Origin of the sequence: Olsenella sp. SW781, from assembly GCF_012027725.1 — a bacterium.
Taxonomy (GTDB): domain Bacteria; phylum Actinomycetota; class Coriobacteriia; order Coriobacteriales; family Atopobiaceae; genus Thermophilibacter.
Genome location: NZ_SJOU01000004.1, coordinates 13,757 through 26,787, shown reverse-complemented (window position 1 = coordinate 26,787; position 13,031 = coordinate 13,757). Strand labels below are relative to the sequence as shown.

General features: G+C 64.3%; 24 protein-coding genes. All 24 read right to left on the bottom strand.

Features of this window, described 5'->3' with window-relative positions; translation table 11 throughout:
• Positions 1–70: 70 nt before the first annotated feature.
• Complete coding sequence (gene rplQ / locus E0L17_RS03145) at positions 71–529, bottom strand: 50S ribosomal protein L17 (RefSeq protein ID WP_167929808.1); 459 nt, start codon at positions 527–529, stop codon at positions 71–73.
• A 27-nt stretch (positions 530–556) separates the two neighbouring features.
• Positions 557–1,498: a DNA-directed RNA polymerase subunit alpha gene (locus tag E0L17_RS03140; RefSeq protein WP_167929807.1), complete on the bottom strand. Its 942-nt coding sequence runs from the start codon at positions 1,496–1,498 to the stop codon at positions 557–559.
• Between the two features lie 24 nt (positions 1,499–1,522).
• The gene (rpsD, locus tag E0L17_RS03135) at positions 1,523–2,116 is read right to left on the bottom strand and encodes a 30S ribosomal protein S4 (protein ID WP_167929806.1); all 594 of its coding nucleotides are present in this window, start codon (positions 2,114–2,116) and stop codon (positions 1,523–1,525) included.
• Positions 2,117–2,131: 15 nt separating this feature from the next.
• Positions 2,132–2,533 carry a 30S ribosomal protein S11 gene (gene rpsK / locus E0L17_RS03130; protein ID WP_075279274.1) on the bottom strand — a complete coding sequence of 134 codons (402 nt, stop codon included), beginning with the start codon at positions 2,531–2,533 and terminating at the stop codon, positions 2,132–2,134.
• 10 nt (positions 2,534–2,543) lie between these two features.
• Entirely contained in the window at positions 2,544–2,915 is a 372-nt protein-coding gene (gene rpsM / locus E0L17_RS03125) for a 30S ribosomal protein S13 (protein WP_075279273.1), read from the bottom strand.
• 15 nt (positions 2,916–2,930) lie between these two features.
• On the bottom strand, positions 2,931–3,044 hold the full coding sequence (gene rpmJ, locus E0L17_RS03120; RefSeq protein WP_013252436.1) for a 50S ribosomal protein L36: 114 nt from the start codon (positions 3,042–3,044) through the stop codon (positions 2,931–2,933).
• An 86-nt stretch (positions 3,045–3,130) separates the two neighbouring features.
• Complete coding sequence (gene infA / locus E0L17_RS03115) at positions 3,131–3,349, bottom strand: translation initiation factor IF-1 (RefSeq protein ID WP_072374229.1); 219 nt, start codon at positions 3,347–3,349, stop codon at positions 3,131–3,133.
• 116 nt (positions 3,350–3,465) lie between these two features.
• A complete protein-coding gene (gene map / locus E0L17_RS03110; RefSeq protein ID WP_167929805.1) occupies positions 3,466–4,257 on the bottom strand; it encodes a type I methionyl aminopeptidase in 792 nt (263 codons plus the stop codon).
• Entirely contained in the window at positions 4,254–4,880 is a 627-nt protein-coding gene (locus tag E0L17_RS03105) for an adenylate kinase (RefSeq protein ID WP_167929804.1), read from the bottom strand. The genes map and E0L17_RS03105 overlap by 4 nt, the downstream gene beginning before the upstream one ends.
• A gap of 47 nt (positions 4,881–4,927) precedes the next feature.
• A complete protein-coding gene (gene secY / locus E0L17_RS03100) occupies positions 4,928–6,205 on the bottom strand; it encodes a preprotein translocase subunit SecY (protein WP_167929803.1) in 1,278 nt (425 codons plus the stop codon).
• Positions 6,199–6,648: a 50S ribosomal protein L15 gene (gene rplO / locus E0L17_RS03095; RefSeq protein ID WP_075279270.1), complete on the bottom strand. Its 450-nt coding sequence runs from the start codon at positions 6,646–6,648 to the stop codon at positions 6,199–6,201. The genes secY and rplO overlap by 7 nt, the downstream gene beginning before the upstream one ends.
• Before the next feature lie 9 nt (positions 6,649–6,657).
• Positions 6,658–6,843 carry a 50S ribosomal protein L30 gene (gene rpmD / locus E0L17_RS03090; RefSeq protein ID WP_075279269.1) on the bottom strand — a complete coding sequence of 62 codons (186 nt, stop codon included), beginning with the start codon at positions 6,841–6,843 and terminating at the stop codon, positions 6,658–6,660.
• A 2-nt stretch (positions 6,844–6,845) separates the two neighbouring features.
• Positions 6,846–7,367: a 30S ribosomal protein S5 gene (gene rpsE / locus E0L17_RS03085; RefSeq protein ID WP_075279268.1), complete on the bottom strand. Its 522-nt coding sequence runs from the start codon at positions 7,365–7,367 to the stop codon at positions 6,846–6,848.
• Between the two features lie 9 nt (positions 7,368–7,376).
• Positions 7,377–7,745 carry a 50S ribosomal protein L18 gene (gene rplR, locus E0L17_RS03080; RefSeq protein ID WP_075279267.1) on the bottom strand — a complete coding sequence of 123 codons (369 nt, stop codon included), beginning with the start codon at positions 7,743–7,745 and terminating at the stop codon, positions 7,377–7,379.
• Positions 7,746–7,807: 62 nt separating this feature from the next.
• On the bottom strand, positions 7,808–8,344 hold the full coding sequence (rplF, locus tag E0L17_RS03075) for a 50S ribosomal protein L6 (RefSeq protein ID WP_167929802.1): 537 nt from the start codon (positions 8,342–8,344) through the stop codon (positions 7,808–7,810).
• 28 nt (positions 8,345–8,372) lie between these two features.
• Positions 8,373–8,771, bottom strand: coding sequence for a 30S ribosomal protein S8 (rpsH, locus tag E0L17_RS03070; RefSeq protein ID WP_167929801.1), 399 nt, complete (start codon positions 8,769–8,771; stop codon positions 8,373–8,375).
• A gap of 89 nt (positions 8,772–8,860) precedes the next feature.
• On the bottom strand, positions 8,861–9,046 hold the full coding sequence (locus E0L17_RS03065; protein WP_075279264.1) for a type Z 30S ribosomal protein S14: 186 nt from the start codon (positions 9,044–9,046) through the stop codon (positions 8,861–8,863).
• 64 nt (positions 9,047–9,110) lie between these two features.
• Entirely contained in the window at positions 9,111–9,668 is a 558-nt protein-coding gene (gene rplE, locus E0L17_RS03060) for a 50S ribosomal protein L5 (RefSeq protein WP_075279263.1), read from the bottom strand.
• A 941-nt stretch (positions 9,669–10,609) separates the two neighbouring features.
• Positions 10,610–10,927: a 50S ribosomal protein L24 gene (rplX, locus tag E0L17_RS03055; protein WP_286163253.1), complete on the bottom strand. Its 318-nt coding sequence runs from the start codon at positions 10,925–10,927 to the stop codon at positions 10,610–10,612.
• Positions 10,928–10,940: 13 nt separating this feature from the next.
• Complete coding sequence (rplN, locus tag E0L17_RS03050) at positions 10,941–11,309, bottom strand: 50S ribosomal protein L14 (RefSeq protein WP_075279261.1); 369 nt, start codon at positions 11,307–11,309, stop codon at positions 10,941–10,943.
• A 79-nt stretch (positions 11,310–11,388) separates the two neighbouring features.
• Positions 11,389–11,655 (bottom strand): 30S ribosomal protein S17, encoded by a 267-nt coding sequence (gene rpsQ, locus E0L17_RS03045; protein WP_075279260.1) that lies wholly within the window; start codon positions 11,653–11,655, stop codon positions 11,389–11,391.
• 17 nt (positions 11,656–11,672) lie between these two features.
• Positions 11,673–11,888, bottom strand: a complete 216-nt coding sequence (rpmC, locus tag E0L17_RS03040; RefSeq protein ID WP_075279259.1) for a 50S ribosomal protein L29 — start codon at positions 11,886–11,888, stop codon at positions 11,673–11,675.
• Positions 11,889–11,891: 3 nt separating this feature from the next.
• Positions 11,892–12,317 (bottom strand): 50S ribosomal protein L16, encoded by a 426-nt coding sequence (gene rplP, locus E0L17_RS03035; RefSeq protein WP_075279258.1) that lies wholly within the window; start codon positions 12,315–12,317, stop codon positions 11,892–11,894.
• Positions 12,317–13,027, bottom strand: a complete 711-nt coding sequence (rpsC, locus tag E0L17_RS03030) for a 30S ribosomal protein S3 (protein WP_075279257.1) — start codon at positions 13,025–13,027, stop codon at positions 12,317–12,319. The genes rplP and rpsC overlap by 1 nt, the downstream gene beginning before the upstream one ends.
• Positions 13,028–13,031 lie beyond the last annotated feature (4 nt).

Sequence of the window (13,031 nt, the reverse complement as noted above, 5' to 3'; positions counted from 1 at the left end):
CCATCATGCCCCGGCACGCAAAGAGCCCCGGCAGGGCCGGGGCTCGAAGTTACCGTCTTTGCCAGGAACGCTACTCGGCGTCCTTCTCCTCGGCGGGAGCGGCCTCCTCGACCGGGGCGGCCTCGACCTTGGTGACCTTGGCCTTGGGGGCGGCCTTGGGCGTGACGGGCTCGGTCACGAGCTCAAGAATCACGACCTCGGCGGCGTCGCCCTTGCGGGGGCCGAGCTTCATGATGCGGGTGTAGCCGCCGTTGCGGTCGGCCCACATGCCCTGCGCGGCCTTCTCGAAGACCTCGCGGACGAGCTCCTTGTCGCCCACCTTGGCGATGGCGAGGCGACGGCTCGCGATGTCGCCCTTCTTGGCCCAGGTGATAACCTTGTCAACGTCGCCGCGGACGGCCTTGGCGCGCTGGTCGAGGGTCTTGATGCGGTCGTTCTCAAACAGGGCACGGATGAGGCTCTTCTTCATGGCCTTGGTGTGGCTGGCGTCGGTGCCGAGCTTCATGCCCCTCTTCTTGTTGTGTCGCATTTCTTGCTTCTCCTAAATCCGGCGCGCCTAGGCCTTGAGGGACAGGCCCATGGTCTCGAGCTTGTCCTTGACTTCCTCGATGGACTTGACGCCAAAGTTTCTGATGTTGAGAAGGTCGTTCTCGGAGAACTCCACGAGCTGGCGCACGGAGTGGATGCCGGCGCGCTTGAGGCAGTTGTAGGAGCGGACGGAGAGGTCCAGGTCCTCGATCTGCTTGTCGAGCTCGACGTTGTCCTCGACGGTGCCCGTGGCGAAGATGGAGGCATCCTCGACCGGCTCGTCCTCATCGGTCAGGCTCATGAACGCGGTCATGTGCTGGTTGATGATGTTGGCGGCCTCGACGACGGCGTCACGCGGGGAGATGGAGCCGTTGGTCTCCACCTCGAGCACGAGGCGGTCGTAGTCGGTGTGACGGCCGACGCGGCAGGCCTCGACGGCCTTGGCGCAGCGCTTGACGGGCGAGTAGAGCGAGTCGACGTGAATGATGCCGATCGGGTCGCTCTCGCGCTCGTTGTCCTCGCCGGACACGTAGCCGCGGCCGACGCCAACGCGCATCTTCATGGTGAGGTGGGCGCCCGCGCCGAGCGTGCAGATGACGTGATCCGGGTTGACGAGCTCGAACTCGGCCGGGATGTCAAAGTCGCCGCCCGTGACGGTCATCGGGCCGTCGACGGACAGGGACGCCTCGGCCTCGTCGCCGGTTCCCATGGAGCGGAAGACCAGCCCCTTGACGTTGAGCACGATGTCGGTGACGTCCTCGTAGACGCCCTCGACGGTCGTGAACTCATGCTGCACGCCGTCGATCTGGATGGCCTCGACGGCCGCGCCAGACAGCGACGAGAGCAGGACGCGACGGAGGGAGTTGCCAAGCGTGTCGCCATAGCCACGCTCGAGCGGCTCGGCGCTCACGCGGGCGAGGTTCTCGCTGATCTCCTCTACCGACACCTGCGGTCGGATGAATTCGGACATTGCTACCTCCAAATCTGGTCGGGCTTACTTGGAGTAGAGCTCGACGATCAGCTGCGCGTCGATGTCAAGGTCGATCTGATCGCGCGTGGGGAGCTGGAGGACGGTGCCCTTGAGCTTCTCGATGTCAACCTCGAGCCAGGCGGGAACGGCCATGTGCTCGGAGGAGATGAGGGCCTCCTTGATGGGGAGCAGGTCCTTGGCCTTGTCGGCCACGGCGACGACGTCGCCGGCCTTCACCTGGAAGGAGGGGATGTCGACGCGACGGCCGTTCACGGTGATGTGGCCGTGGCGGACGGTCTGACGGGCCTCCTTGCGGGTGCGGGCAAAGCCGAGGCGGAAGACGACGTTGTCAAGACGGCGCTCGAGAAGGGCCATCAGGTTGTCGCCGGTGATGCCCTCGAGCTTGAGGGCCTTCTCGTAGTAGCCGTGGAACTGCTTCTCGAGAACGCCGTAGATGAACTTGGCCTTCTGCTTCTCGCGGAGCTGGATGCCGTACTCGCTCTCCTGGCGGCGACGACGCTTGGGCTCGCGGTTGGAGGTCTTGTTGATACCCATCACAACGGGGTCGATGCCGAGCTGGCGGCACCTCTTGAGGACCGGGGTCCTATCGATAGCCATTGATACTCCTCCTAGCTACACGCGACGACGCTTGCTCAGACGGCAGCCGTTGTGCGCGATGGGGGTCTTGTCCTGGATGCCCGAAACCTCGAGGCCGGCGGCCTGGAGGGAACGGATGGCGGTCTCGCGGCCGGAGCCGGGACCCTTCACGAAGACGGCGACCTTGTGCAGGCCGTGCTCCATGGCCGCCTTGGCAGCGGCCTCGGCGGCGAGCTGCGCGGCGAACGGCGTGGACTTACGGGAGCCCTTGAAGCCGACGGTGCCGCCGGACTGCCAGGAGATCACGTTGCCCTGGGGATCGGTGATCGAGACGATCGTGTTGTTGAACGTGCTCTTGATGTGGGCCTGGCCCACGGCGATGTTCTTGCGCTCGGAGCGGCGCACGCGCGTGGTGCGCTGGTTCTTCTTCTGCGGCATTGTCTACTCCCTAGCCCCTCTTCTTGGCACCGATCTGACGCTTCTTGCCCTTGCGGGTGCGAGCGTTGGTGTGGGTGCGCTGGCCGTGGACAGGGAGGCCCTTGCGGTGACGGAGGCCGCGGTAGCAGCCGATCTCCATCAGGCGGGCGGTGTTCTGACGCACCTCGCGGCGAAGGTCGCCCTCGGTGGTGTAGTTCGCGTCGATGAAGTCACGAATCTTCGTGACCTCGTCCTCGGTGAGGTCCTTGACGCGGGTGTCGGGGTTCACACCGGTCTCCGCGCAGATCTTGGTGGCGCGGGTCTGGCCGATGCCGTAGACGTAGGTGAGTCCGACCTCGACGCGCTTGTCGCGCGGCAGGTCGACGCCGTTAATACGGGCCAACTTGGAGCTCCTTCCTTAGCCCTGACGCTGCTTGTGGCGCGGGTTCTCGCAGATGACGTAGACCTTGCCGTGGCGACGAATGATCTTGCACTTGTCGCACATCTTCTTGACCGAAGGACGTACCTTCATGAGACTTTCCTTCCGGTTAGTGCTGATACGAACCTATCTCCTCGCCCAGCCGCTGGCGTGAATATCCCAGGCTGTGTGTGGGGACCCTACTTGTAGCGGTAGGTGATGCGTCCCCTCGTGAGGTCGTAGGGAGAAATCTCCACAACGACCCGGTCGCCGGGGAGGATGCGGATGTAGTTCATCCTGATCTTCCCCGAGATGGTGCAGAGAATGGTCTTGCCGTTCTCAAGCTCAACGTTGAACATCGCGTTGGGCAGTGGCTCGACGACCTTGCCCTCGAGCTCGATAGCGTCCTGCTTGCTCAAAATCACACCCTTCCCCGCTCTTACAGCGACCAACAATCATACCTAAAATTCACATGCTCGTCCACGCTGCACCAGACGCACATAACAGCGTCAATGCAGCGTGGACGATGAGGTGCCTACTCCTCGGCGCCGCCCTCCATCGGACACCACGGGCCCTTCTCGTCCTGCGTGAGGATGACGGGCCCGTCCTCGGTGACGGCGACGGTGTTCTCGTAGTGCGCGGCAGGAAGGCCGTCGCGGGTGACGACGGTCCAGCCGTTGGCGAGCGTCTCGCACTGATAGGTGCCGAGCGTGATCATGGGCTCGATCGCGATGACCATGCCGGCCTGCAGGCGCACGCCACGCCCGCGCCTGCCGTAGTTCCTGACCTCGGGGTCCTCGTGCATGACGCGCCCGACACCATGGCCCACGTAGTCGCGGACCACGCCATAGCCGTTCGACTCGGCGAGCTCCTGGACCGCGGCGCCGATGTCGCCGAGGTGGTTGCCGGGGACCGCCTGCTCGATCGCGGCCTTGAGGCAGTCGCGCGTGCACTCGCAGAGGGCGCGCCACTCCTCGGAGGGCTCGCCCACGTAGAAGGTCCACGCGTTGTCTCCGACCCAGCCCTGGTAGGTGGCGCCGGTGTCGATGGAGATGATGTCGCCCTCCTGGAGCACGACGGCGGGCGACGGGATGCCGTGGACGATCTGCTCGTTCACGGACGAGCAGATGCTGCCCGGAAATCCGCCATATCCCTTGAAGGTGGGGACGGCGCCGTGAAGGCGGATGAAGCCCTCCACGACCTGATCGAGCTCCTTGGTGGTGACGCCGGGTCGCACACATGCCCCGGCACGACGAAGGGCCGCCTTGGACAGAGCCCCGGCGGCCTTCATCTGCTCGATCTCAACAGGTGACTTTATGTTGATCATAGAGCGAGGAGCGTCTTGACGTCGGCATACACCTCGTCGACGGGACGATCTCCGTCAACCTCCTTGAGGATCGCGTGTCCCTTGTAGTACTCAATCAGCGGAGACGTCTGGGACTCGTAGACGTCCAGGCGATGCTGAATCGTCTCCGGCTTGTCGTCGTCACGCTGGTACATCTCGCCGCCGCAGCGCGGGCAGGTGTCAACGCCGGCGGGGGCGGTGTAGCCGCAGGCGCGGCAGGTGCGACGCGAGCTCAGGCGCTCCACGATGACGTCGGGCTCAACCGAGATGAGCAGCGCGGCGTCGAGCGTGCGACCCATCGCGGCGAGCTCGGAGTCGAGCGTCACGGCCTGCGCGGTGTTGCGCGGGAAGCCGTCGAGGATGAAGCCCTTCTGCGCGTCATCGGCCTCGAGGCGCTCCTTGACGAGGTCGACGACCAGGGCATCGGGAACGAGCTGGCCGGCATCCATGTAGCCCTTCGCCTTCTTGCCAAGCTTGGAGCCCTCCTTGATGGCGGCCCTGAGAAGGTCGCCGGTGGAGATGTGGGCAAAGCCGTACTCCGCCACGAGCTTCTGCGCCTGGGTGCCCTTGCCGGAGCCGGGAGCGCCGAGAAGAACGATGTTCATGATGCCGACCGCCTTTCTGATTGCCTTGCTCTACCCTTTCACGACCGCTACTTGAAGAAGCCGTCGTAATTGTGCATCTTGAGCTGGCTCTCGATGGAGGAGAGCGTGTCCATGGCAACGCTGACCATGATCAGGACCGAGGTCCCGCCGAAGGCCTGGATGAGCGAGTTGCCGGTGAACGAGAAGATGATCGTGGGCACCACGGCCAGGACCGCCATGAAGAGGGCGCCAGGCAGCGTGATGTGGTCGATCGTGCTCTTGATGTAGGCAGCCGTCGCGGCGCCGGGACGCACGCCCGGGATGAACCCGCCCTGCTTGCGCAGCTGATCAGCCGTCTCCGTGGGGTTGAACACCATGGAGGAGTAGAAGTAGGCGAAGGCCACGATCAGGACGACGGAAAGCACCCAGTTGATCCAGCCGGCAGAGAGCGCGTTCGCGAAGGCCTGCACCCAGTCGACGTTGGGGAAAAAGACCGCAAGCTGCGCCGGGAGATACAGGATCGCCGAGGCGAAGATAATCGGCACGACGCCGGCGGTGTTCACCTTGATCGGAAGATAGGTGGACTGCCCGCCCATCATCCTGCGCCCGACGACGCGCTTCGCATACTGGATGGGAATGCGGCGCTGGCCGCGCTCCACGTACACGATGAGCGGGATGACAGCGATGATCACCACGAGGGTGACGATGGTGAGGACGATGTTGCCCACGCCGGTCACGGAGGTGATGAGGGCGGTCGGGATGCCGGACATGATGTTCGCGAAGATGATGAGCGACATGCCGTTGCCCACGCCGCGCTGGGTGATGATCTCGCCGAGCCACATGATGATCATCGCGCCGACCACCATGGTGAAGACGACGATGACGTCAAGGAGAAGCTCGGGAACCCCGATGTTGGAGAAGCTCACGCCGTAGCTCCTGAAGAGGAATAGGTAGCCGATGGCGTTGAGCAGGGCGAGGCCGATCGTGAGATAGCGCGTATACTGCGTGATCTTACGCTGGCCGGCCTCGCCCTCCTTTGCGAGCTCGCCGAGGGACGGAATCACGGCCTGCAGCAGCTGCAGAATAATCTGCGCGGTGATATAGGGCATGATGCCGAGGCTGAACACGGACATGCGGGAAAGCGCGCCACCTGAGAAGAGGTTGAGCACGGCCATGGCACCGCTCGAGGAGAGCCCGGCCTGATAGGCGCCGAGCATCTCCTGGAACGGCGCGCCCGGAACGGGCAGATAGGCGCCGAAGCGATACAGCAGCAGGATGCCTGCCGTCAGCAGGAGCTTCTGCCTCAGTTCCGGAATGCGAAACGCATTGGCGATTCCCTTTAGCACGCCTGCTCGACCTTTCCTCCGGCCGCCTCGATCTTAGCCTGGGCAGAGGCGGAGACCTTGTCCACCTTGACGGTGAGCTTCTTGGTCAGCTCGCCGTCGCCGAGGACCTTCACGGGAATATAGTTGTGCTTGATGACGCCCTTGGCAACCAGGGAATCGGCGTCGACGGTCTCACCGTCGGCGAACAGCGCCTCGAGGCGGGCGACGTTCACCGGGGCGTACTCGACGCGGTTGTGGTTGGTGAAGCCGGGGAGCTTGGGGAGACGCATCGCGAGCGGCTGCTGGCCGCCCTCGAAGCCCTTGCCCTTGCCGCCGCCGGAACGGGAGAGCTGGCCCTTGGTGCCGCGACCGGCCGTGGTGCCGTGACCGGACGAGTTGCCGCGGCCGATGCGCTTGCGGTTCTTGCGCGAGCCCTCCGCGGGACGCAGATCGTTGAGCTGCATGAGTGACTCCTAGTTCTCTTCCACGGTGACAAGGTGCTTGACCTTGAAGATCATTCCACGAATGCTCGGGTTGTCCGGCTGCTCGACGACGTCGCCGATCTTGCGGAGGCCGAGGGCGCGGCAGGTGGCCGTCTGGTCCTTCTTGACGGAGGCAACGGCGCTGCGCACGAGCTTGATCTTGAGGGACTGAGCCATCGCTAGTTCTCCTTCCCGACAAACATCTCGCCCACGGTCATGCCGCGGCGCTCGGCGGCCTGCTCGGGGCTGGAGAGCTCCTTGAGGCCCTCGGCGGCGGCCTTGATGATGTTCATCGCGTTGCTGGTGCCGAGGGACTTGGAGAGCACGTTGGTGATGCCAGCGAGCTCGAAGAGCGGGCGGACGGGGCCGCCGGCGATGACGCCGGTACCCTCGATGGCCGGCTTGATGAGAACGCGGCCGGCGCCGTAGTGGCCCTCGACGGTGTGCGGGATGGTGCCGTGCTCGGTTACGGGCACGTGGAACATGTTCTTCTTGGCGTCCTCGATGCCCTTCTGGATGGCCAGGGGCACCTCGGCGGACTTGCCCATGCCGAGGCCGACGTTGCCCTTGCCGTCACCGACGGCCACGAGGGCGACGAGGGACATGCGACGGCCGCCCTTGACGGTCTTGGAGACGCGGTGGATGTAGACGACGCGCTCCTGAAGATCCGTGTCCTGCTGGCGCTTACGATCTCGTGCCATTGAATCCTCCTAGAACTTCAGGCCCGCGTTGCGGGCACCGTCTGCCAGAGCCTTGACACGGCCGTGATAGATGCGACCACCGCGGTCGAAGGTGACCGTGGTGACGCCCTTCTCGACGGCACGCTTGCCCACGAGCTCACCAACGAACTCAGCGGCCTCCTTGTTGGAGCCGATCTTGCCCGTGGCGCGGAACTCGGGGTCGAGGGTCGAGGCAGAGCAGATGGTCTTGCCGTCGGCGTCGTCGATGACCTGAGCGTAGATGTTTGCGTTGGTGCGGTGCACGCTGAGGCGCGGACGCTCAGCGGTGCCGAAGATCTTGGCGCGGACGCGGCGCTCGCGGCGCTTGAGACCGGCCTTCTTCGCCTGCTGCTTGTTCATTCCTTCTCCTTAGACGTGCCATCACCTGACGGGGTGATGGTCTTTCGCTGCCTGGCCGAAGACTACTTGGCGGCCTTGCCGAGCTTCCTGCGGATGTGCTCGCCCACGTAGTGGATGCCCTTGCCCTTGTACGGCTCGGGCGGGCGCTTCATGCGGATCTCGGCGGCCACCTGGCCGACCTGCTCCTTGGAGATGCCCTTCACGTTGATGTGGGTGTTGTCGGGCACCTCGAAGGTGATGTTCTCGGGGGCCGGGTAGACCACCGGGTGGGAGTAGCCGAGCGAGAGGTCAAGATCCTTGCCCTTGAGCGCGGCACGGTAGCCGACGCCGGTGAGCTCGAGCTTCTTCTCGAAGCCCTCGGAGACGCCGATCACCATGTTGTGGAGAAGGGTGCGGGTGAGGCCCTGCTGGGCGTTGGAGGCGGTGGACTCGTCCACGCGGACGACGAGAAGCTCCTCGCCCTCCTCCTTGATCTCGACGAGATCGGAGAAGGTACGGGTGAGCTCGCCCTTGCCGCCCTTGACGGTGACGGTGCTGCCGTTGACTGTCACAGTGACTCCGGCGGGAACCTGGACAGGCTGCTTACCAATACGAGACACGGTTGTCTCCTTTCATTCCTGCCGTGAGTTACCAGATGTAGGCGATGACCTCGCCGCCGATGCCCTGCTTGCGGGCGTCGCGGTCGCACATCATGCCCTTGGAGGTGGAGATGACGGCGGTGCCGAGGCCGCCGAGCACGCGCGGGAGCTTCTCCGCGGTGGAGTAGATGCGCAGGCCGGGCTTGGAGATGCGGCGGATGCCACGGATGACCTTCGCGTGACGGGCGCCGTACTTGAGCGTGATGTGGAGGGTCTTCTGCGGGGCCGTGTCCTCGACCTCGTACCCGGCGATGTATCCCTCCTCGCTGATGACGCGGGCAATCTCGACGAGCACCTTGGTCGAGGGCATGGAGACCTCGGCCTTGTTGGCGGCGTTCGCGTTGCGGATGCGCGTCAGCATGTCAGAAATGGGATCAGTGATCTTCATGGATCATTCTCCTTCGGTAATGATGAACCTGCGTGTCCGGTTCGCTCGCACCCGTGGCGCAAGCGCCTGGACGCCAGAGCCCCGGGGTCCTACCAGCTCGCCTTGCGGACGCCGGGAAGCTCGCCCTTGCTCGCAAGCTCGCGGAAGCAGACGCGGCAGAGGCCGAACTTGCGATAGACGGAGTGGGGACGCCCACAACGCTGGCAGCGGTTCTGCTTGCGCGTCGAGAACTTCGGCTCGCGCTGAGCCTTGACGATCATCGATGTCTTAGCCACAAATCCTCCTTCATTGCAATCCGGGCGCCCCGGCCGCGCCGGGACGCCTTTGTCGGTATTTGACCTACTCAGCCTTGAACGGGAAGTGGAAGGCCTTGAGCAGCGCCTTGCCCTCCTCGTCGGTCTGGGCGGTGGTCACGATGGTGATGTCCATGCCGCGGGTGTGGTCGATCTTGTCGAAGTCGATCTCCGGGAAGATGAGCTGCTCGGTGACGCCCATGGAGAAGTTGCCACGGCCGTCGAAGCTCTTCGGGGAGATGCCGCGGAAGTCGCGGATGCGCGGGATGGCGATGGAGATGAGACGATCGAAGAACTCCCACATGCGGTCGCCGCGCAGGGTGACCTTGGCGCCGATCGGCATGCCGGCGCGCAGGTGGAAGGTCGCGATGGACTTGCGGGCGTGGGTCACGAGGGGCTGCTGGCCCGTGATGGCGCGCAGGTCAGCGACAGCACCGTCGATGGCCTTGGCGTCCGTGGCGGCCTCGCCGACGCCCATGTTCACGACGATCTTCTCGATCTTCGGAATCTGGTGCACGTTCTTGTAGCCGAACTGCTTCTGGAGCTCGTCACGCACGGTGGCGAAGTACTGCTCCTTGAGACGCGGTACGTACTTGTCTGCCATGTCCACTCCTTCAACTCTTGGGGTTCTCAGCACGGGGTTTCCAACCTCGTACCTCCCTGCCTTGGCGGGGCCGGGAGCCTTGTCATGCGCACTGGACAGAATCCTCCCTACCCAGAGACGCAAGGAAACATAATACGCCCTTTCTCCACAAAAGGAAAACCGAGAAGAACGACGCACCGTTTATGCACATTCACTCTCGGCCACCCCGCTCGGCGGCACGTCCTTCTCGCCCGTTCTTCTCGAACGTCCTTCTCGCTACTCAGATGCGCTTCCGAGCATCGGCCTCGCTCAGTTCCGCATCTGAGTGCCACCCCCTACTCAAATCCGGATTTGAGTATCAGCTGCCACGGCCCGTCGCGCGCGATAACACGTTTCCGCAGGACCGTTCCGCCGAGCAGTCGCTCAGTTCCGGATTTGAGCATCACCCCTCACTCAATTCCGCATCTGAGCACGGGCTGGCACGCAAATCCGGATTTGAGTGCGCGGGCGGGGGCTTGAGGGTCCGCGTGCCGGCGCCACGGGCGCGCAGGCTGCGCAACCCCGCAGGTTGTCGTTGCGCGCCAGGCTATATGGCTCCTCCGCCAGGCGCTCAGATACGGATTTGAGCATGGGGCGTTGCTCATTTCCGGAACTGAGCATGCCGCTGCGCTCAAATCCGGATTTGAGTATCAGCGGCCGCGGCCCGCCGCACGCGATGACACGTTTCCGCAGGACCGTTCCGCCGAGCAGTCGCTCAGATGCGAATCTGAGTATCTGTCAGTACTCAAATCCACATCTGAGTACACGCCCCCAGACGGAGCACAGACCAGGGCGACGCCAAGTTCTAAGGACCTGAGCCTGAAACTGCATGCAAGGAGGCCCCGGTTTTCCGGAGAGAAGTTCCGCAAAGCGCACTTCTCGGAGGAAAACCGGGGCCTCCCGGGCAGAGCGTCGTCAGTCCCTTAGAACTTGGCGCCGCACTTCTTGCACACGCGGACCTTCTTGCCCTCGTCGTTCACGTCGTGACCGACGCGCGTGGGCTTGCCGCAGCTCGGGCAGATGAGCATGACGTTGGAGGCGTCGATCGCGGCCTCCTGCTCGATGATGCCGCCCTGCTGGTTCTGGGCGTTGGGGCGCACGGCCTTCTTGACCATGGCGACGCCCTCAACGATGACCTTGCCCTCGGCGGGCTTGGCGCGGAGGATCTCGCCCTCCTTGCCCTTGTCCTTACCGGAGAGGACGACGACCTTGTCGCCCTTCTTCACATGCATCTTAGCCATTCGTCCTCACTCCCTAGAGCGTCTCAGGCGCGAGCGAGACGATCTTCATGTACTTGTGGTCGCGCAGCTCGCGGGCGACGGGCCCGAAGATACGGGTGCCCTTGGGCTCGCCATCCTTGTTGACCAGGACGCAGGCGTTCTGGTCGAAGCGGATGTAGCTGCCGTCCTTGCGACGGGTCTCCTTGACCGTGCGCACGATGACGCAGCGGACGATGTCGCCCTTCTTCACGGAACCGCCCGGGGTAGCCTCCTGCACGGCGCCGATGATGACGTCGGCCAGGCCGGCGTAGCGACGCTTGGAGCCACCGAGGACCTTGACGCACTTCACGCGTCGAGCGCCGCTGTTGTCAGCGACGTTGAGCATGGTCTCCATCTGAATCATTGGTGTTCCTCCGAACGTGTGCCCGCCCAGAGGTGCGTCCTTACGTGCGACGCACGTGGGCAGGGCTCGTCACTGATACTTACTTGGCGCGCTCGACGATCTCCACGAGACGCCAACGCTTGGTCTTGGAAAGCGGACGAGTCTCCATGACGGTGACGGTGTCGCCGACGCCGCACTCGTTCTTCTCGTCGTGAGCGTGGAGCTTCTTGGAGATGGTCATCATCTTGCCGTACTTGGGGTGACGCTTGCGGTAGTCGATCTTCACCGTGATGGACTTGTCGCCAGAGATGGAGACGACCGTCCCGGTGACGACCTTGCGCGCGTTCCTCTTCTCGGTCTCAGCCATAGTCATTCTCCTGCGATCTAGTTCTGCGCGGCGGACTTCTCAGCCGCGATCTGGCGGGCGCGCTGCTCGGTGAGGACGCGCGCGATGTCCTTCTTCACGGTCTTGACGCGGGCCGTGTTGTCAAGCTGGCTCGTGGCCATCTGGAAGCGGAGGTTGAACAGCTCGGCGCGGCCCTCCTCCAGCTTCTTGGCGAGCTCGTCGTCGCTCATGGCCTTGATGTCGGTGTACTTCATTGCCTATTCCTCCCCGTCCTGGTCGGTGCGGGCGACGATCTTGGTCTTGATCGGCAGCTTGTGCTGGGCCAGACGGAGAGCCTCGCGAGCCACCTCGTCGGACACGCCATCAATCTCGAACATGATGCGGCCCGGCTTGACGACGGCCACCCACTCCTCGGGGTTGCCCTTGCCCGAGCCCATGCGGGTCTCGGCGGGCTTCTTGGTGATGGGCTTGTCCGGGAAGATCGTGATCCAGACCTTGCCGCCACGCTTCATGTAGCGGGTCATGGCGACACGGCAGGCCTCGATCTGACGGTTGGTGATCCAGTGGGCCTCGAGGGCCTGGATGCCATAGGAGCCAAAGTGCAGCTGGGTGTTGCCCTTGGCGTGACCCTTCATGGAGCCACGCTGGACCTTGCGGTGAAGAACGCGCTTAGGTGCGAGCATTAACGGCCCCTCCTCTCATTGCGACCGCGGCGAGGACGGCTGGAGCCCTCGAGCGCCGGGCGAGGCGTGGCCTGGCCGGGGAGCTTCTCGCCGAAGTAGATCCAAACCTTGATTCCGCAGGCGCCCATGGTGGTGCGAGCGGTGGACTGGCCGTAGTCGATCACGGCACGCAGGGTGTGCAGGGGCACGCGACCCTCGCGGTACCACTCGCGACGGCCCATCTCGGCGCCGTTGAGGCGGCCGGAGCACTGGATACGAATGCCCTTGGCGCCGGCCTTGCGGGCGGACTGGACGGCCTTGCGCATGGCGCGACGGAAGGCGACGCGGCCCTCGAGCTGCTCGGCGATGGACTGGGCGACGAGGTTGGCGTCGAGCTCGGGGCGCTTGACCTCGATGACGTCAACGGCGACCATGCCCTTGCCGACGCCCGCGACCTTCTCGAGGTCGGAGCGCAGGACGTCGATGTCGGCGCCCTTCTTGCCGATCACGATGCCGGGACGGCCGGTGTAGATCGTGACCTTGACCTTGTCGCCGGCGCGCTCGATGTCGACGCGGGAGAGGGCGGCCTTGGCGAGGCGCTTCTCGAGGTAGGAGCGGATGGCGAGATCGTTGCCGAGGTTCTCGGCGTAGTTCTTATCGGCGTACCAGCGGGAACGCCACTCCTCGGTGATGCCGAGACGGAAGCCAGTCGGCTGAACCTTGTGACCCATGCTT